Source organism: Alistipes sp. 56_sp_Nov_56_25 (assembly GCF_001915285.1).
Lineage (GTDB): Bacteria > Bacteroidota > Bacteroidia > Bacteroidales > Rikenellaceae > Alistipes > Alistipes shahii.
In genome coordinates this window covers 1-20,507 of the sequence record NZ_MNQF01000014.1, presented here as the reverse complement: position 1 = coordinate 20,507, position 20,507 = coordinate 1, and the positions used below count along the sequence as shown (strand labels likewise).

11 protein-coding genes are annotated in these 20,507 nt (G+C 56.5%); 1 reads left to right on the top strand and 10 read right to left on the bottom strand.

All coding sequences use genetic code 11. From position 1 onward, the window contains the following. Positions 1-61: 61 nt before the first annotated feature. Both BHV64_RS05665 and BHV64_RS05660 read right to left on the bottom strand, forming a co-directional pair. Entirely contained in the window at positions 62-985 is a 924-nt protein-coding gene (locus BHV64_RS05665) for an IS982 family transposase (RefSeq protein ID WP_044118563.1), read from the bottom strand. 174 nt (positions 986-1,159) lie between these two features. Beyond that, complete coding sequence (locus BHV64_RS05660; protein WP_229092093.1) at positions 1,160-2,221, bottom strand: phosphodiester glycosidase family protein; 1,062 nt, start codon at positions 2,219-2,221, stop codon at positions 1,160-1,162. Positions 2,222-2,429: 208 nt separating this feature from the next. Here BHV64_RS05660 and BHV64_RS05655 point away from each other — a divergent pair, with 208 nt between their 5' ends. After that, positions 2,430-4,571: an alpha-N-acetylglucosaminidase gene (locus BHV64_RS05655; protein WP_015547688.1), complete on the top strand. Its 2,142-nt coding sequence runs from the start codon at positions 2,430-2,432 to the stop codon at positions 4,569-4,571. Between the two features lie 1,362 nt (positions 4,572-5,933). Here the strand turns inward: BHV64_RS05655 and BHV64_RS05650 are convergent. The 8 genes from BHV64_RS05650 to BHV64_RS05615 form a co-directional block, all read right to left on the bottom strand. Further along, the gene (locus tag BHV64_RS05650; RefSeq protein WP_288115637.1) at positions 5,934-9,311 is read right to left on the bottom strand and encodes a DUF1080 domain-containing protein; all 3,378 of its coding nucleotides are present in this window, start codon (positions 9,309-9,311) and stop codon (positions 5,934-5,936) included. 26 nt (positions 9,312-9,337) lie between these two features. Continuing rightward, complete coding sequence (locus tag BHV64_RS05645; protein ID WP_195498374.1) at positions 9,338-10,618, bottom strand: Gfo/Idh/MocA family oxidoreductase; 1,281 nt, start codon at positions 10,616-10,618, stop codon at positions 9,338-9,340. Positions 10,619-10,639: 21 nt separating this feature from the next. Beyond that, positions 10,640-11,944: a 3-keto-disaccharide hydrolase gene (locus BHV64_RS05640; protein WP_288115636.1), complete on the bottom strand. Its 1,305-nt coding sequence runs from the start codon at positions 11,942-11,944 to the stop codon at positions 10,640-10,642. Between the two features lie 110 nt (positions 11,945-12,054). Continuing rightward, entirely contained in the window at positions 12,055-13,674 is a 1,620-nt protein-coding gene (locus BHV64_RS05635; protein WP_044054618.1) for a putative Ig domain-containing protein, read from the bottom strand. 169 nt (positions 13,675-13,843) lie between these two features. Then, positions 13,844-14,953: an acyltransferase family protein gene (locus BHV64_RS05630; RefSeq protein WP_288115635.1), complete on the bottom strand. Its 1,110-nt coding sequence runs from the start codon at positions 14,951-14,953 to the stop codon at positions 13,844-13,846. A gap of 67 nt (positions 14,954-15,020) precedes the next feature. Next, positions 15,021-15,986: a BACON domain-containing protein gene (locus BHV64_RS05625; RefSeq protein ID WP_015548091.1), complete on the bottom strand. Its 966-nt coding sequence runs from the start codon at positions 15,984-15,986 to the stop codon at positions 15,021-15,023. Between the two features lie 28 nt (positions 15,987-16,014). After that, positions 16,015-17,898, bottom strand: a complete 1,884-nt coding sequence (locus BHV64_RS05620; protein WP_015548090.1) for a RagB/SusD family nutrient uptake outer membrane protein — start codon at positions 17,896-17,898, stop codon at positions 16,015-16,017. Between the two features lie 16 nt (positions 17,899-17,914). Next, positions 17,915-20,507: SusC/RagA family TonB-linked outer membrane protein (locus BHV64_RS05615; protein WP_288115634.1), on the bottom strand; the 2,593-nt coding region annotated here is incomplete at its 5' end.

The following is a 20,507-nucleotide window of genomic DNA, read 5'->3' as shown; positions in this document are numbered from 1 at the left end:
GGTTGAATTAGATTAGTGAATATTTTATCAGCCCAATCGGACGAAGATTAACGAAATTGCCCTATTGCATAAACGTCATAGCTGCGATTTTGCCTGCCATACGGGTAAAGAGACCGCAGGATTGCTTTGCATAGTTTCGTATCATCATGAGATTGTCGTTGAGTTGGGAGAATATTGTTTCTATACGCTTGCGGAATCTCTTGTATGTCCGGGATGGCGGACGCCAGTTTTTCTGATTCAGCCGATACGGGACTTCAAGAGTTATATTAGCTGTCTCAAAGAGGTTTTTCTGAACCTCGGCACTGAGATAACCTTTGTCTCCAAGCATCATACAGTCATGATATTCCCAACGCACATCATTGAGGTAATGGATGTCATGTACGCTTGCCGCAGTCATGTCATAGGAATGTATCACACCTCGTATCCCGCACACAGCATGGAGTTTATAACCGTAATAGTGCAGACCTTGCGAGGCGCAGTATCCCCAATCCGGAGCGGCCTCCGCGTTGTCTCGGCCCATGACACAACGTTTCGCCCTTGCGTTCTGGCAGACCTTTACCGGCTTGGAATCAATGCAGAACACGTCCTCAGATCCGTCAATGGCGACAGCAACCTCCTTGCGGATTTCCTCGGCAAGTCTGGCCGTCAGCTTACGACGGACATTGAACTGCCGGCGGCTGATCTGGTTTGGCAAATCGTCCTTGCACTCATGTCGCAGACGATGAAAAAGAAGATTTTCGCTATCGAATCCGAAAGCCTCGGCGGTTATGCCGAGAGCGACGACTTCGAGGTCGGAAAACTTCGGAACAACGCCACAACGGGGTACGTTTCCAAGTTCATTTACACGATTCCCAGCGAAATCCTTGCAGATTCCGAGAATTCTAACGAAATTTGCTATGAAGTTGCGCATAAGCAGAGCAATAGTAGTTAACGGTGTGATTACCACTAATTTGCTAATAATCTGCAATTTGTGCAACTTTTTCATTTATAAATATTGGGAAATTTAATTCAACCAACGAGTATAAAAGATTATCTGAAAGCCGTGTCAAAAGATGTTAATTAATCCTTTTTTTGACAAATTTCGGGCAAAAGTGAATGAATGCGCACCACAAAAACGGGCGGCAGAATGCCTGCCGCCCGTAAAGTATTGGGTTTCGCGTCACTGCTCGGCGATTATTACCGCCGTGGGAACGCTTCGCTCCCGTAGCGCGACGTCCTGCGCAGTCGTACCGGGCGTGTCGCTGGGCATGTTGAGCACCCGTCCCTCCCGGCCCACGAAGGTCGAGGAGCCGCCGCCGTCGAGATTGATCGCTTCGACACATCCCAGCGAGATCATTTTGTCGGCCAGTTCGGGCAGTGTCATACCGGCGCTGCCCCGCTTGTTGCGTCCGTCGCAGACCACGATGACCAGTTTCCCGTCCTCCGTGGCGCCGATGGCCGTCCGGGGATGCCGCGCAAGCCCCTGCAGACCTCCGCAGTCGAAAATCTCTTTCCAGTAGTTCTCCTCGGCCACGTTCCGGCCCCCGTGGACCAGCATCGGGCCGCCGCCGATGGCGTTGTAGGGCTGCCAGCGGCGTCCGCCCGCCGTGTGCGAGGTCGGTGGCGCCGGCATGAACGTCATGGTCTTCTCGTTGTTGCCGAGCGCGGACGGGAAAGCATAGGGACAGTTGTCGTCGTCGGCCACGCAATAGACCCAGGCCGCCTCGAAACTTCCGTCGCGCAGCTGCCCCAAAGCGGCCCGCACGGGGAAGAAATGCGTGTAAGGATTTGTGGACCATATCCAATCCTCCTGCACGGCGAGCGATCGGACCACACCCCGGTCGATGAGCAGGCTAACCGAAGTCGTACCGCCGAAGAAACCCCCGTTGACGGCCAAATACGGCGTACCGTCTCCCGATTCGGCGAATGCCGAGAAATAGGCCGTCGGCTTCTTCGCTGCGGAGAACTGCGGACGGAACCGCAGGTTCGGATTCGCCTTGAAATCGACGATGGCGTAGAAGCCCAGGCACTTCGAGCCGTTCGCAAGTTCCTGCGTAAACTCATCGACCGTAAGACCCTTCGGATAACCGGGCAGACCTTCCGGATTTTCTTCGCCGCCGTCGCCGCCCGGATCGTCCCCTTCAGAGAGAGCCGGAGGAGTCTGGTGCTCCTTCTCGCTGCATTGTACGCAGGTGCAGCACAACAGAAGGGCTACCAACAGCATATAACCGAGATTTTTCATGTGCATCATACAAATGTTTATTCATTTCATGGAAGCAAAGATAATTAATTTACGGTAACATAAAACTCTTCAGCGTAAATATTTTTACTTTGTATGATGTTTTGAATAATTTTATTAATTTTGCCATCAAAGCAATCGATCGCTCACCCAAACCCTGCCCGATATGAAAATACCGAGATTTATTGCCTGCCTTACGGCGCTGCTCTGCATGGCCGCTGGCTGCCGCTCTGAGGACGATGCCGCCGTCCGCGCACTGGCCCGGCGGATCATTCCCGAGCACGAAAAACAGTTCCGCTTCGAGCGTCTTACCGATACGACCGAGTGTTTCGAACTGGAATCCCGCGGCTCAAAGATCGTCGTGCGCGGCAACAGCTCCGCCTCGATTGCCGTGGGACTGAACCATTACCTGAAGAATTACTGCCTGACGACCGTCTCGTGGCATGCCTGCAATCCCGTGGAGATGCCTGCCGTGCTACCGCGGATCGACGAAAAAGTCCGCGTCGAATCCCGCGCACGGGAGCGTTTCTTCCTCAATTACTGCACGTTCGGGTACACCATGCCGTGGTGGGGATGGACCGAATGGGAACGCTTCATCGACTGGATGGCGCTTCAGGGCGTAACCATGCCGCTGGCCATCACGGGGCAGGAAGCCGTCTGGCAGCGGGTATGGACCCGGCTCGGACTTTCGGACGAAGAGGTCCGCGCCTACTTCACCGGTCCGGCCCACCTGCCCTGGCACCGCATGTCGAACATCGACCGCTGGCAGGGTCCGCTGCCCGAGGAGTGGATTGACGGCCAGCTGGCGTTGCAGCAGCGTATTCTGGCGCGCGAACGCGAACTGGGGATGAAACCCGTGCTGCCGGCCTTCGCGGGACACGTTCCGCAGGAGCTCAAAAGACTCCATCCCGATGCCCGGATCACACGCGTGAGCTACTGGGGCGGCTTCGACGATCGATACCGGTGCAGTTTCCTCGACCCGATGGACCCGCTTTTCGCGGTCATCCAGCGGGAGTTCCTCACCGAACAGACCCGTCTGTTCGGCACGGGCCATATCTACGGCGCCGATCCGTTCAACGAGATCGACGCCCCGACGTGGGATCCTGAAACGCTCGCCGGAATGTCGCGCCACATCTACGAGTCGATGGCGGAGGTCGATCCCGAGGCGGTGTGGCTCCAGATGGGTTGGCTCTTCTATGCCGATCCGACGCACTGGACCGCGGAGAACATCCGCGCCTTCCTCGGCGCCGTGCCGCAGGACCGGCTGCTGATGCTGGATTACTTCTGCGAATTCACAGAGATCTGGAAGCAGACCGAAAAATTCCACGGCCAGCCTTACTTGTGGTGCTACCTCGGCAATTTCGGGGGCAACACGATGCTATCGGGCAATTTCCATACCGTGAGTGCCCGCATGGAGGACGCTTTCGCCCATGGCGGCGACAACCTGCGCGGCGTGGGCTCGACGCTCGAAGGCTTCGGCGTTAACCAGTTCATGTACGAATTCGTGCTGGACAAAGCGTGGAACACGGGCATTGCGGACGACGAGTGGATCGCACGCCTGGCCGACCGCCGCACGGGATTCCGCGACCCCGCGGCCCGCACCGGCTGGCGGACGCTCTGCGACAGCGTCTACACGCTGCCCGCGCAGACCGGACAGTCTCCGCTGACCAATGCGCATCCCGCGCTGGAGGGTAACTGGCACTGGACCACCAAGCCCACGACGGGCTACCGTTTCCCGACCTTGTGGCGGGTTTGGGAAGAGCTGCTCGCTGTGGACAGCGAACGCGACACCTACCGTTTCGACGTAGTGAACATCGGCCGGCAGGTGCTGGGCGACTACTTCCTGATAGAACGCGACCGTTTCGCCGCGGCCTATGCGCAGCACGATCGGAAGGCGATGGACGCCGCCGCCCGACGCATGACCGGATTGCTTGCGGACATCAACCTGCTCACGGCCTGCCACCCCGAGTTTTCGCTCGAGCGGTGGATCGCCGCGGCGCGCGGCTTCGGCAGCGACAACGCTTCGAAAGATTACTACGAAACCAACGCCCGCATGCTCATCTCGGTTTGGGGCGACAGTTACCACCTTACCGATTACGCCAGCCGCACATGGTCCGGAATGATTTCGACCTACTACGCTCCCCGCTGGCGGCTCTTCATCGAACGCGTGATGGAGGCGGCCCGCACGGGCCGGATGTTCGATCATGAGGCTTTCGACCGCGAAATCCGCGACTTCGAATGCCGATGGGCCGACGCCTCCCACCCGCTTACTTTCCCCGAAGCGGGAGACGCCGTGCGGACGGCGCGCGAACTGGCCTCGAAATACAAACCGCTGTTCGACGCCGAGCGGTAGGGCGTCGTACCTATTTATATAAAACCCCGGACCGGAAACGGTCCGGGATTATAATGATGTAACGATTCGATTATCGGGTCGTTACATTTTTATATGTAGAATAGGTAACGAGAAGGCAACGGTTTATTTTCAGCCTATTGCACTCGAATACCGCATTTCAAATAACCTCTTGCAAGATACGAATATTTTTCAGAATCGGCAAATCTATCCCAAAAGTAGATGTATGCAAAAATTGGCCTTTTAACATAAATGTCCGTGGCATGCTCCTGCAACACTTTTCAAGGTAAGAGCGAGGTTGTCGGCCGAAACGGTTTCAGCCGGTATTTGTCTTTCACCTTCCCGGTTTATGGTTTTTAACGTGCAAAAATACGGGGGATCACAATTTTAGAACGCTGAAAATTCGTAGAGTAAAGAAATTATCGTAATTTTAGATATTGTATAATTTTGTCCTCATACAAGGTTCTCCACTCATTTTGGATACAAAAAAGTACCATATGTTACAAATTGAAAGACATTATCGCATCCAGCCCAATACAACATCCCATACAAATGGGGACCAAGACCATAGAAGTATTGTTGCAAATCAAATATAGAAAAATTTCTTTATTTGCAACAATGCATAGTACAAAAAGCCAATGATATAATCTATAAAGTATTATATATAAATATTTTGCATTTCATTTTAATTCTTCCCTTGCTTAAATTTATGGAGAAATATGCTATCAAAAATAGTTTCAATCCGATGCATTGATCTTTACATCAGAGAGTGAACTCGTAAAACTCCGTATCGTACAAATAACAAAACAAGTTTTTTGCAAAAAACAGAAAAGGAAGTATTGCCTAGGATTCTTTTATTCTCTTAATAGTTGCAATACCTGCAAAATAGTCAATTCTGATGGTAGGGTAAAGAGAGTTAATGGAGTCTCTTTTGTTGTATAAATAATTGGAATTCTTGCCTTTGTCTATAAAGTTTCGTATTTTTAGGTTGGTACATTAAAATATATAAATGCCTTTTTTAATGAGGAACGACAATACGGCCATTTCGGATAGAGAAACGGTCGTATGTATCCCACATTCTAGCCATCACCAATATTTGAATCTTATTGATATGATACTTCTTCGACAAGTGGGCTATTGTCTCTCCTTGCTTTACTCGATTTACTATTAGTAGTCGGTTTATCAAACTGTATATTTGAAACACACTCAAAATTTTACCTCTAACTTTTGGAGGAGGACTTTCAGTACAGTCTTTGAATAGATAAAATACGCGGATGTGCATTAATTTATGTTTATGGATTCCTGCCGCCGTGCCGGGAAAACCCGCCGGTTGGCGGCGGGTTTTCTTTCGGGCGGTCGGTCGTGCTATTTCGTCTTGACGGGGGTGGGCAGATCCCTGACCTTGCTGCATGGCAGTTCCTTGATTCGTATGTTGCGGAACTTGATGCCGGGGCCGTGTCCGAGCAGTCCGATGTGTCCCGAGGCGTTGAACAACCCCGGGTGGTTGCGGTGATCGACCGTATAGGGGTTCTTCTTGCCGCCGTCGGGCGCCACGTTGTGCCCTTGGCAGGCTTCGCGGATGTCGCCGTCGAGGATCACCTCGTCGTTGACCGTCACCGTGATCCGGTCGCCCACGGCGCGGATCTCCTCGACGTTCCAGGTGCCCAGTGACGGGAATTTCACCCGTTTGGCCGGGATGATGCCGTAGACCGATCCGTGCTGCTGGTATTCGCGCAGATTCTTGTAGATCGGGGCGTCGTGATCAAGAATCTGGATCTCCATGCCGTGATAGGCGGCGTCCACGCCCATCGGGGTGCGGATGCCGATGCCGTTGTTGACCCCTTCCTGCACGAACTGGAACTCGAAGCGCAGGATGAAGTCGGCGTACTCCTTCTTGGTGTAGAGGTTTCCGCTGCCGCCGTACTGCGCTGTGACGTAGATCGTGCCGTCGAGGGGAACGTAGTTGGTGGTGTTTCCGGTCCATTTGTGCATCGAGGTTCCGTCGAAGAGCACTTCGAAACCTTCCGCGGCCTCCTCGGGCGAGAGTTCGAAACGCGGCGTCGGGGGCAGCTCGCGGACGTACATTTCGCGGAAGCTGACGGGAGCCGTGCCTCCGACGAGCAGGATTTGACCCTCGGTGTAGGCGGGGATTTCACGGTTGCAGGTGTTTTCGAGAATGACGTTGTTGCATGTCGTGATGCCGTTCAGCACCACCGTCACGCGGTCGTTCACCACCCGGACCTCCATCGTGTTCCACTCTCCGGGGCGGTTGGCGGCCGCGGGAGCCGTGTTTTCGTGGAGCATGTTGCCCGTCAGCGCTCCGGCGTTCCGGCCTCCGAGGGCGATTTGCGGGATCGAGCGGATGCCGAGACCCGCCTCGCCGTCGGTTTTCCATTCGACGATCAGACAGAAATTTTCGTACTCCTTCGCCGACCCGAGCGTCGGGGTTCCCGTCGCTCCCGTGAGCACGCCGTCTGCGGCGTTCCATGTTCCGGCTGCCGCTGCGTCGGCTTCTTGCTGCGCCTTGGTCAGCGCTTTGGGCTTCATCGCCCGGCGGGCGTTGGGATCGCCGGCCACGGCTTTCCACGCTTCCGGGGCGAGGGATGCCGGAACGAACCCTTCGGCGGGGAGTTTCGCCAGCAGACCTTTGATCTCATCGACGGCGTAACCCGCATCGGCGTCGGATTTGGCCAGTTCGGCGTAGACCTCCTGCGCCTTTTTCAGAGCCGAGGCGACGATCTCTCCGCCCATGTCGGGGTTCTTCGCCGCCGCGGTCTTCACCGCCAGCGCCGCCGTTTCGGCCGTCGCGGGGTTATCCAGATATTTCACGGCGAGCACCAGCACCGGGAATTCCGGGGTTTTGGCGAGCGCCTTGAGCAGTTTGTTCTGCACCTTGGCCGAGGGGTTCAGTTCGAGGGCGCGGCGGTAGAGCTGGTATTTGCGGACGCCCGTGTCGGCGGATGCCGTCACGAACTCCGTATATCGGGCCAGCGCCGCGTCGGTCCACGCGGGATTCCGGCGGGCGAGGTCGTACAATACATCCACCATTGCGGGATTTTCGACCGTCAGCAGGGCCGCGAAGGCGGCTTCGCGGTCATCGGCAGCCAGCAGGGCGTCGATCGCCTCTTTGCTGGCGGCCTGCGCCAGCAGGGGGTAATAGCGGGCTTTCGCGGGGGCGGAGGCGATCCGGGCCATCGTCTTTTCGTATTGGGCGGCGGGCGTCTCCCGGGCCAGCGCATTTTTCAAGCCGGCTTGCAGGGCCTTCACGTCGGCCTCCTGCGCCTTGTTCAGCAGGTCGCACAGACGTTCGAAATCTTTCGGTGAGGCGACGCCTGCCAATGCGTCGTATGCGGCGGCCCGCACGGCGGCATCGGGGGATTCCAGCAGGGCGAATACTTTGTCTGCGGCGGTCGTTATGCGGCGCATCGCCACGAGTTTCAGGGCGTTGGCCTGCGTCCGCGGCGTGCCGTCGAGGGCGGCTGCGAAAGCGGCGTTGGGCTTGCCGTTGAAGGCTGCGAGAGCGGCCGACGCCTCCCGGGCGTGCGGTCCGTCGAGCTGGGCGACGAGGGCGTCGAGGGCCTCTTGCCCGCCGATCCGGCCGGCGGCGCGGATGGCCGCGAGGGCGAGTTCCGGATCGGACGACGCGATGGCGGCGATGACCGTCCCGGCCTGCGAGGCGGCGTGGCGGCTGCCGAACCAGCTGATAACGTCGGTTTTCGCCGCGTCGTCTTTCAGCGACGGCAGTTTTCGGGCGATCGCGGCGTAGAGGTCGTCGTCGGCGAACTCCGCGGCGCAGTCGAGCGCAGCGCAGCGGTAGGTCCGGTCGGTGTCTTTCAAGGCGGCAAGCACCTCTTGCGTCCGTTTTTTGGCATCCGCACGCAGGGCGATTTCCAATCCTGCGATCCGTATGTTCTGCGGCATGCCGGCTTTCCGCAGGGCTTTGGCCGCAGCGAGAGCCTTGGCGCTCCCCTCGGCGGCGAGGCGTGCGAGCAGGCTTACGTAGGCGCCTGCGGCATCGCTTTCCGTGAACGTGTATCCGGCGGCCTTGGCTGCCGCGGCGAGGGTTGCGAGCGACGCTTCGCCGCCGCATCTCGCCAGCGCGTTGTAAACGGCCTCCTTCGTTGCGTCGTCGGCCGCGGGGTCTGCGGCCCATTTCAGCAGCGCGGGTTCGGCGGCCGCAAGGCGTTTCTCCGCGGCGGCATAGGCCAGCAGGGCTTGCGGAGCCGGGCTTTGCTCGATCAGAGCGAGTATCGCCCCGTCGGTTCCGGGCGTGGAGATCAGTCCGCGCACGGCGTAGTCCGCGAGGTATTTGTCCGAGGCGTATTTCACGAATACGGGGGCTTCGGCGGCCGTCGCGCAGAGTTGCAGTTGCGAGAGCAGGAATGCCTGATTGGGCTTGTCTGTATAGGCTTCCACGGCCGCGACGAGTCCTGCGCGAACCTCGCGGGCGAGTTCCTCGCGGCCTGCGGCGGTCGCGTAGCTCACCACGCCGTTGATGGCGTACTCCACGGCGGCGTTCTTGCCCTCGGCGGCGGGGACGAGCATTCCGGCCATCATCCGGATTCCTTCGGCTCCGGTCGCGGCCAGCTCCTGCATGACGACGTCGAACGCCTTGGGGTTCTGCGCCGGAAGCTGGTTCAGTCCGTCCGCCACGATCGTCGCGGCGGTGCGCTGGCGTGCGTCCTGCGCCCCGGCGGCGAACGGCACGAGGGTCAGCAGGAGTATTGCAAGTATCTTTTTCATCGTTATTTCGGGTTTGCAGGGTTGGGTCAGATTTTCCACGGCGTGCGCATCGGCTGGTCGATCAGCCGGTTGGCGGCATCGTCGCCGACGAACAGCTGCTTGTCGGGATCGAAATGCAGCGTGCGGTTGAGCCTCAGTGCGCAGGCCCCGAGGTTCACGAGCGTCGAGCTGCGGTGTCCCTTGATCTCGTCGAGGGCGAAGCGCTCGCGGGTGCGGACGCACCGGAGGAAATCGGTGTTCTGCGGCTCGGGGTCGGGCATCTCGGAGATCTTCTCCATGACGTTCGGGATCGTGCACTCGAATCCCTGATAGACCTTGCCCAGCGGCCCTTCGATGTAGGGCACCTTGCCTTTGCTCTCGAAACCTTCGCCCTCGAGGACGATCTGGCAGCCGTCCGCATAGGTGTAGACGATCCGGTGCCAGATGCCCACGGCGTCGGGATGCTGCTGCGGGGCATCGACCTCGACCTTCACGGGCGAGGTGTCGTCCTTGCCCAGCAGGTACTGCACGGGGTCCATGTAATGCTGTCCCATGTCCGTCAGGCCGCCGCCGTCGTAGTCCCAGTAGCCGCGGAACGTGGCGTGCACGCGGTGTTTGTTGTAGGGCTTCCAAGGCGCCGGGCCGAGCCACATGTCGTAATCCAGTTCCGCCGGAACGGGCTGCGGCGTGAGGTTCTCCTTTCCCACCCAGAAGAATTTCCAGGCGAAACCCGTGGCTCCGGAGATGGTCACCTTGAGGGGCCATCCCAGCAGGCCGCTGTCTACGAGCTTTTTCAGCGGTTCGACCGTCGTTCCCAGCCCGTAGAAGGTGTCCTTGAAGCGGAACCAAGTGTTCAGCCGGAAGATGCGGCCGTTCCGTTTGACGGCCTCCACCACGCGCTTGCCCTCGCCGATGGTGCGCGTCATCGGCTTCTCGCACCAGATGTCCTTGCCCGCCTTGGCCGCTTCGACGGCCATCAGCCCGTGCCAGTGGGGCGGGGTGGCGATGTGTACGATGTCTACGTTGGGGTCGGTGATCAGGTCGCGGTAGTCGTGATAGGCTTCGAGCTTTTGGCCGAACTTCTTGCGGCCCAGCGCCACGGCGCTGTCGAGGTGGTTCCGGTCAACGTCGCAGACCGCCACCAGCCGGCAGGCGTCGTTCGACGTGAAGTGGTAGCTGCTCTTGCCGATGCCGCCCACGCCGATGATGCCTTTGGTGAGCTGGTCGCTCGGGGCGACGAATTTCGGGCCTCCGAGCACGCTGCGCGGCACGACGGTCAGCAGCGTCATGCCGCCCAGCGTTTTGAGGAAATCTCTGCGGGAACTCATTTTCTTCAGGTTGTTTTGGATTTATAAGGTCGTGAGCCGGAGGTTGCGCCAGAGGACTTTGATGCCTCCGCCGTCGTGGATTTGCAGGGCGATGCGTCCCTGTGCGGCGCCGATCTTCGCATCGGTGATGTCGGCCATCGCCTCGCCGTTGAGCCACGTTTGCACGCGGTCGCCCTGCACCCGCAGGCGCAGCGTGTTCCACTTGCCCTCCTTGAGCGCCGACTCCTTCTCGTCGGGAATCTGCACCAGCCATCCGCGGCCGTAGGATTCGTAGATGCCCGCCGTGTCGTGCCCCTTGGGAGCCACCTCGCACTGCCAGCCGTGGACCTTCACGGGCGGCTCGACGAACGAACGGAAGAAGACGCCCGAATTGCCGTTCGCCAGCTGTTTGAACTCCACCGTGAGGTCGAAATCGTCGTAATACTCCCGCGTGGCGAGGTAGCCGTACTGCTTGTCGGGGCCGCTCTCGCAGACGAGGTTGCCCTCTTTATCCACGTACCATTTCTCGGTGCCGTAAGCTTCCCAGCCCGTGAGGTCCCTGCCGTTGAAAAGTTCGACCTCCCGGCCGGCCTTGCGCGGCAGCTCCTTGATTTTCAGATTGCGGAACGAGGCGGGGTAGCCGTGGTCTTGCAGACAGATGACGCCTCGCTGTGCCAGGCCGTATTCGGGAGCCGTCTCCCATTTGCCGCTGTTCTTGCGTGCGAACCAGTCGTCGGTCCAGGCGTCGAATTCGAGGATTTTGCGGCCGTTGAGCCAATGCTCGACATGGCCGTTGTCGCAGACGATGCGCGATGTGTTCCACTCGCCCTGCGGATTGACGACGAGCGAATCGGGGTTCGGGAGATGCATGGCGTAGTCCACGCCCAGCCGCTGCCACGGTTCGAGTTTCGTCGGGGCGTTCTGCGCCTCCCAGCCGTCGTTGTCGATCAGCTGATATTCGGGTCCGGTGACGTAGGGAACCGCGAAATAGGGGTTCTCGACCACATGGTAGAGCATGCCGCTGTTGCCGCCCGGGGAGAGTTTCCAGTCCCAGTCGAGAATGAAGTTTTCATACTGTTTTTTGGTGACGATGTATCCCGAAAGGTCGCTGCCGTCGCCCGCGGCCTGGATGCAGCCGTCCACGACGTGCCACGGCTGCGTGAGCGAATCGCCGTTGAAGTCTTTCCATTGGTCGAGCGTCTTGCCGTCGAAGAGCAGTTGCCAGCCGTCGGCGATTTCGGCTTCGGTGAGGGTGTTGTGACGGGGCCCGCACGAGCAGAGGCAGGCCGCGATGATCCCTGATCCGGCCAGCGTGCGGAGCAGATTTCGGAATGAGTTTCGTTTCATGTTTTAAGTAGCTTTTAATGTTTCATCGACTTAATTCGTATTTACGTTCATGGCGCAGAAGATTTTCAACTACGTGTGCAATTGAGAATAATTATGATCTGCGAAGTGACTTACGGTTTTTCAGTTATCTGCGCACGGCTGTTCCCTGGCAAGAACTTCACGAGTACGACGCCGTGGGACGCCACTTCGGTCTCGAAGTGGTCGGAAGTTTTCATCAAGTCCTTCTGTTGCCAAAGGTCGCGTACCGTCTGTTCGCCGCGCAATCCCAACTGGCGGAGCGAAATGCCCATCTTCGCCGGTTGCGAATCCTGGTTGAAGAAGCCGATGGCCATCGAACCATCCTCAAGGTGTTTGGCATAGATTACTTGCTTGTTTTCCTGCCAGACGGGGTAAGCCTGTATGCCCAGCGGGTCTTGGTTGACGTCGTTGACTTCATCGTTGGTGAGCAGGCTCATCGTGAAATCATCCATCTGTGCGATGTCGCAACCGATGAGCATCGGCGAGGCGAGTAGAGACCAGAGGCTGATGTGCGTATACTGTTCGTCGGCTGTCAGTTTCGTGGGATGCAATTTGGGGCCCCAGCCCACCATCCCCACAACCAACATGTCGGAATCGGCCCAATGGCCCGGATGGTTGAAAGCCAGCCAGCGGTCCTGCGAGAACCCGATGCGGCTTATGCTTTCCCATGTATCGCGGATGTCGCCTGTCGTGCGCCAGCAGTTCGCATAACGTTGCCAGACCGGAGCGTCGCCGTAGGGTGCACTGTTCGAGAGGCTGAAGATGATGTCGCGATCGATTTTCCTGAGCATGTCAAACATCTCCCTGACGTGGTAGTAGTTCAACGGATGCCAGTCGTATTTCAGGTAGTCAATTCCCCATTCTGCCCACTGTTTTACATCGGCCTCCACAAAAGAGTAAGGGCCGTGGTGCCAAACTTCACACCGATCCTCCCAGTAGTTACCGCCCGGTTTTTGATAACGATAGTTCTCGTTGTGCAATCCTTTTTCGATCCATTCATTTTCGCCATCGGGACGGTCCGAGTAGCTGCCGATGTGAGCGGCATAGGTACCGATCCACGGAGTCGAGTAAATGCCCACCCGCAAGCCCATGTCGTGAATCTCGCGCGTGAGCGCCGCCATGTCGGGAAATTTTTTGTTGGGCTGAATGGCGTTGTATCGGCCTCCGCGCCGGCCTTGCCAACCGTCGTCAATGTTGATGTAGCTCCAGCCGTGGTCGGCAAGCCCCTTTTCAACCATTGCGCGTGCCGAAGAAAGTATCTGTTCCTGTGTGACGTCGCGTGCCCAGCAGTTCCAACTGTTCCAGCCCATCGGTGGGGTGAGAGCGATTTCGTCACCCACGACGATCCGCAGGTCGCGTTCATAGCGCCCCAGCGCATTTTCGGCGCTCAGGCGGACGGTGTATTCTCCCGTTTTCTTCACGCGGCCGGTGATTCGACCAGTAGCGGGGTTGAGTTTCAGTCCCCGAGGTAGTCCTTCGGCCGAGAAGATCATCGGGCGGATACCCGTCGCTGCGATCGTGAAGAGAAATTCCGAGCCTGGACGCACACCGAAGATACGGGCACCGTTGATGCGTGGTGTTGGAGCTGCTTTCGGGGTCAGGATGTATTTCGACAGGTCAGATGCTCCCTGCACCACATCCTGTTGGGCCGAGATCTCGCCACAGATCGCAGTAAGAATCAAAATCATTAGAAAAGAGATGCGTTTTTTCATGATTTATTTTAATTAAGAACCTTCACTTTTTGGTTCGTTTTGTGATTTTGGATTAGTCGCAATGCGGAAGATAGAATCTCCCAATCCCCTGTGTAATTAGCCTTTATTGAAATCTCGGCAGACGAACGTTGGCTTGTATTGGAAGATACAGCTGGCCATTTTAGATGGGTTAAACTTTCAAGAATGTGCTTTTTCGGTAGAGAAAATAGAGAAACAGCCAACATATGGCGACATAGCCTGCGTTGCTGATCACCCGTGCTATCGCTTCGGGACAATGGGAAGCCGCCCCGCCGAAAAAGAAATTCGCAATGCCGCCGAACCCGACGATTCGTTGCGCCAGATAGATCGTGATGGAATTCAACCCGATTACGCGGAAGAAAAAAGTCCACCGTTTCCAGCCCCGCACGTCGATCAGGTAGTAGAACAATGCAAACAATCCCAATGAATAGCCCGTTACCACGCAGGTGAACGAACTGCTCCATAGTTTTTTGTTTATGGGTATCCAGCAATTCCAGATGATTCCAATTACCGTGATGGCCACCGCGGCCAGTGCCATGCAGAGTGCAATCCGTTTGCCGCTGAGCGACGACCGTTTCCGGAGCAGAAATTCGCCCGTGAACATACCAAACAACGCCGAGACGATGGCCGGAAGCGTGCTCAGCAATCCCTCGGGATCGAACGACCCACAGGCGAATGTCCCGGGAAGCCATTGGCGGTCTACCCATCCGGCGATATTCCCGGCTACCGAAAGCGGATCGGTGCCGTCGGGTGCGTCGGGTGCGACGACGAGGTACATCAGCAGCGAATAGCCGATCAGCACGACGGCCGCGAAAACAGCTCGTGTGCGCACTTTGCAATACATGTAAAGCAGGGAGGCGAACATCCACGCCAGTCCGATCCGGCCCAACACGCTCGCCACGCGCAGCGATGCGAAGTCGAAGCGGAATAGTCCATTGTAGATCATTCCCAAAACAATGAGCGTCATTCCCCGGCGGATGACCTTGAACAGAATCCGTCTTTCGCAGATTCCACCGGCGCGTTGTTTGGCCAGCGAGAAGGGAAATGATACTCCGGCGATGAAGAGAAATAGCGGGAAGATCGTGTCGTGCTGGGTCAGCCCGTTCCACGATACATGACCCATCTGCCGGGCTATGGCGTCGGTCATGGGATTGGGCCAAAGGGCACATATTGCGGTAATAAGGCCTGCAAAACCCATGATGAAAAGCATGTCAAAACCCCGCAGGGTATCCAATGAAAGCAGTCTTTCGTTCGGTTCCATAAGTTCGGTTATTAAGAGACCGGGCGGAAGGGCTTCGGCCCGGCCCGCCCGCTCTCGTGACAAAAAATCAGTCAATGGAGACGACGCTGATTATCGGCGAGGTTCCCACGGCACCTGCCAGACGGTGGTTGCCTGTGTTGGGATTCTCACCGTTGCAGGCGATGTCGGCAGCGCAGCGCAACCGGCATTGCAACCGGTTGCCTGCAGTGATCTGAGCGCTCAGTGTGAAATCATTGTCGATCTGTGCGTTGTCCGAACCTACTCTCTTGTTGCCCGTGAGGTCTGTGACCAAATCGAGCGTATAGATTACTGATTCTCCGGCTACTTGGGCGGTGCGCTGTGCAGAAATGGGTTTCCAACTTTCGTTGTCAAGGTATTCAAGCGACCAGTAGCGGGCTGCTCCAGCCGCTGAACGGGTGATGAACTTGATGTGCATCACTGTACCGGCAGGCAGCGTCTCCTTGACCGGAATCTGGAAAAGCCAGTAATCGCCCGTCAGAGAACCTGAGAGATAAGGGTGGCCGGTTGTGCCGACAACTTTTTGGATGGTACGCGTATTCGCGGCATCTTGGACATAGCTGATCGTTCCTTCGCCGATTTCAGCCGGAAGGGCGTTGTCGAAGACGAAGGCATTGGTATATTTCCCTGTGGCATAGTAGTCGGCCGTAAAAAGCCATTCGACGGGGAAGCCTTTTACAATGTAGGCTCCCTGCTGGAACACGGCAATCGTGCGGGTTTCATCGCCACAGGTCAGCACAAGCGTTCCCTCGCGCTTTTTTCCGGTATTGGCCGAGCAGTTGATCTTGACTTCCCGCGATCTTTCGGCACCCTCCGGGATCAGCGTGCACCAATCCGGTTTCTCGGAAACCTTCCACACTCCGGGGGCTAAAACGATCAGGTTTTGCGTGCCGCCCTCCTTGGCAAACGACCATTCGTCGGTCGACAGGTCAAATGCGAGGGCCTCCTTGTTGTTGTCGTCGCATCCGGCGGCAAGCGCGGCGAGACAGTAAAGTATCGAAAAGTATTTTTTCATGAGATTTGATTTTTAGCGTGTAAAACGATCAATAGCCGGGATTCTGCACCAGATTCGGATTTTTATTGATTTCGCTCATCGGCACTGCCATCCAATAGCTCTTCGGGGACTCGAAGATACGGACACGTCCGCCCTGATTGGCTTCGATCACCTGGTAGAACTCCTCGGCGGTTTTTCCGTCGCGGTTCCACGAGCGAGGTTGTTTGTTCATCACTTCGGGAGCTTCCTTCCAGCGGCGCAGGTCGTGGAAACGGCGACCTTCGAACAGAAACTCGATTGAGCGCTCCTGATGGAGTACCTTACGCAGTTTTTGACCCGTGGGAATGCCTCCGGCAAGGGCCCACGAAGCTTGGAACGTAGGCAGGCCGCAACGCTTGCGCACCAGGTTGATATATTCGAGACTCTGTGTGCTCAGCGATCCGTTATATTCGAAATCGGCTTCTGCATAGCTCAAGTAGAGTTCGGGCAGACGCAGATAGGGGTAAGCGTAATAGTAGAAACTGAACGAATTGCTCGGAATGCTGTAGGTTGAAGCCTTGGGAATCCATTTCTGGCAAAGATAACCCGTACAACTCTGATATTCATCGGTCTCCTTGAGCGTTGATCCATGCAATTCACCGCCGCGCAGATAGAGCGTGATTTCTTTGCCGTCAATCTCATACGTGCCGCGGTCGTAACCCACTGAGGCATAGAACCGCGGTTCCTTGTAGAGATGCAGGTTGACCGTGCCGGCTTCGGCGTTGTAGGCATAGGGGTCAATATCTTTGGTTTCGGGGTCGTCCTCCCACGGAAGTCCGTTCTTCGTGTAGTACATTTCGACGGCCTCCATAGTCGGAACCGAGGTGGTCTTCCAGCCTAACGACATGTTGTTGGCGATCGGGCGGGGCCCCATCAACTGTTGCAGGGTCTGACAGCCACCACGGTCGCCTTTGGCTTCGATAAATTCGAGTCCGTTCCAATGCTCTTTGGTGAAGGCATCACGGTAGTTGCGGCGACCGCGCTCGTCATTGGGCAGACTCGAATCAGCCGAAGTGTAGAGCATGAAGTTTTGCCGGCCGAGTTCGGAGTTGAATTTCTCGGCTACAGAAATGGCTTCAGCCGCAGCCTCCATCGCCTTTTTCCATTTCTCGGGATCATAAGTCGTGTTCATCAGCGGCGTGCCGTCGTGATTGTCGAATCCGACATAGTCGGAGTTGCCGTTGACCAGCGGAGAGGCGGCATAGAGTAGCAGGCGGGCCTTGTAGCTCAGTGCCGACATCCTGGTCGGAAGTCCTAATTCGGTATCGATGACCGTTTCGGGCAGCAGTTCGGCTGCCTTGTCATAGCATTCGGCTATGTATTTCACACACTCGTCGTAGGGCGAGCGGGGGACAAAGATTTCCGAATCGGGGGCGTCGTTGGGAATGTATCTTTTGACCAGAATGATAGGACCATAATATTCCAGTAACAATTGGTGGTAGTACCCGATCAAATACCATGCTTCGCCGGCATAACGGGCGGCATTCTCCGGACTGATAGCCGGTACCTTGTAGACGTTGTCCAACAAGTAAAAGGCATAGCGGATGCCGCGGTAGATGTCATAGTTTGTACCGCCGCTCGTACTGTAAGGCGCCCATCTGCCGAAATAGGTGACATTAGCATTCTCCTCACCGTAGATGAGACTCTTGCTGGAAAACCAGTAGGTTGTACCCACACCGCCGGTTATCATGTCGTCGCCGGCGAACTGATCGGGCGACCAGTCATATCCAATCAGGTTGGGCATGTAAGTGCGCATGTAGTAGCGGTATTTCTCGGCCTGTTGCGTCGTTTTCCAAATGTCGTCCTGCGTGGCCTTGCCTTCGGGAACGACATCGAGGTATTCGCATGAGGTGAGCAGCAACAGGAATGAAAGCGTGATCAGTATGTTTTTCATGGTCGTGCGGTATTGTTTAGAAGTTGAATTGGAACCCGAGGTTGAACGTCCGTTGGAGCGGATAGCTCAATCCGTTGCCCGAACCTTTTTCGGGGTCCCAGTATTTGAATGGTGAGAAAGTCAGCAGATTGGTTCCTGAAACGTAGACGCGCATCATTTTGTAGGAGTAGCCAATTTCGGCGGTCTTCAGACGCAGCATCTTGCCATTGCGCACGTAGAGCGTGTTGGCTTGACCGTTGTGTTCGTTCCATTGCGAGGAGAGACGCGGATATTTGGCGTCGGGATCAGGGCTCGCCTCGCTCCAATGCTCGTCGGCAATCCACTGTACCAGTCCGAATCCCGGCTTGGCTTTGGTCGAGAAAGGATGCGCATCGTACATGATGAGCGATATCTTGCCTTGTCCCTGGAAGAAGGCTGAGCAGTCGAAGCCCTTGTATTTGAGCGAGAATCCGAATCCGTATATGATTTCAGGGATTGTCGGGTTGCCATTCCAGCACTTGTCGTTGTCGTCGATGACTTCGTCATTGTTCAGGTCCTTGTATTTAATGTCGCCGGGTTGGAGCGGATAGCGGGTCGCGTAGACGCTCTTGGGTGACGAGGCGATATCCTTCTCATCCCGATAGAGTCCCTCGGCGATCAGACAGTTAATCGAGTTGATCGGGTGTCCTTTCTTGTATTGGTAGCCCCACTTGTATTGGGGTTCGTCCATCGAAACGATCTCGTTGTGGGCGTAGGTGAACGTACCGCGCAGCGAGAGGATCAGGTCTTTGGAGAAAGCTTTGTTGTAGTCGATCGAGATGTCTACGCCGCGGTTGTCCACCTTGCCAATGTTGCCCCAGGGAGTGATGCCCGACATGCCGAACGACGAGGGCAGTGACGAACGCTGCATGAAGATGCCCGAACGTTTCTCCTTGAACCAGTCGAAGATGATGTTCAGGCTGTCGAACAGACCAATCTCCACGCCGATGTCAAGCTTGTGGCTCTCCTCCCAGGTAGCATCTTCATTGCCGTAGATCGAAAGGATGGGACCCCATTTTTGGTCGAAGTTAGTTCCGATCATTACGTCGTACATCTGATCCATAGCTACGGTGCTTAGGTAGGGAAAGCGGTCCTTGTAGTTCGATGAGATTACGTCGTTGCCAACCAGACCGTATGAAGCGCGCACCTTGAAGAGGTTGACCTTATCTTTGATCCCCTTCCAGAAAGGCTCGTTCGAGATCACCCATCCGCCGGCGATCGAGGGGAAGAATCCAAAGCGTTTGCCCGGAGCGAAATTCTCCGAACCGTTGTAACCGAAATTGGCTTCGATCAGGTAGCGCTTGTCGAATCCGTAGGTAACACGGCCCGCGAGGCCCTGTTGCCGGTAGGGCAACGAGGCATACTCCTCGGCATCGGAAATATTCATGTTGCGCTCTTTTTGATGGTAAACAAACGTTGCGCCCACGTCATGCTTCTTATTGAAAGTGCGTGCATAGTCGAGTTTGACCTGGAACGCCAGTTCCCGGTAGCCATCGCGACCGCGGCTGGTTCCCAGATAGGTTGTGCCGGTATTAGTCGAGGAGCTCGTGTAGCTGTAATTGCCGTCAGCGTCTACGTCGTAGCTAGAGAGTTGATACATGAACGGCGTGAACGAGCGGTTGACAGCCGAATAAACGCGGTTATAGAATGTGGCCATGCCGGTTAGGCTCAACCCTTTGGTGACGAAGTCGAGGTTCTGGCAGACGGTCAGTGCCGAGGTGAAATGGCCACGGAACTTATCGCTGTAACCGCGGCAGAGCTGGGCGTAGGGGTTGATGAAAGTGTTGCCATCCCAAGCGTTCGCGGTGCCGAAACGCACGAACGTGTCAGTCTCCTCGCCGGGTAGCGTGGCCGGAAATTCGCAGGGCAGGGCCGAAAGCGCATAGGTGAAAAGCGAACCAACGCTTTCGATGGGTGCATGATTGTAGTGCAGCTGGGTGTTCATCTTCAGCGATACGCGCGTGGTTTTGGTGGCGTCGGCCGAGACGTTGGCTTGGAAAAGGTATTTCTGCGAATTGATGTTTGTGTCGAACTTCGAGGTGGAGGGGGCGCGCATGATACCGTTCTCATTAAACGCCGAGGCATTGAGGAAATAGTCGATCTTCTTGGCCCCGCCCGTCATGTTGAAGTTGAAGTTCTGGTTGAAGGTGCTGTTTTTGAAAAGCATGTCGTACCAATCTACGTTGGGATAAACGTAGGGATCGAGCCCCAGTTTAGTGCCCATGATTTTTTCGCGGCTATAACGTGGATTCTCGCCGCGCGTGGCACAGGCCTCGTTGTAGGTCTCCATGAAGGTTACACCGTCGGCGATCTTAGGAATGCGTGTCGGGGCCGACACGCCCAACTCAGCCCGCACGTTAACGGTCATCTTCTCCGAATCGCGGCCATTCTTGGTGGTGATGAGCATCACGCCGTTGGCGCCGCGTGATCCGTAAAGGGCTGTTGCCGTGGCGTCCTTGAGCACCGAGAACGATTCGATGGTCTCGGGCGGAATGTTGTTGAGCATCTGGTTGGTGATTTCCACGCCGTCGAGGATCAGCAGCGGCGACTGTCCCGATCCGAAGGTCGAGATTCCGCGGATCCAGAAATTG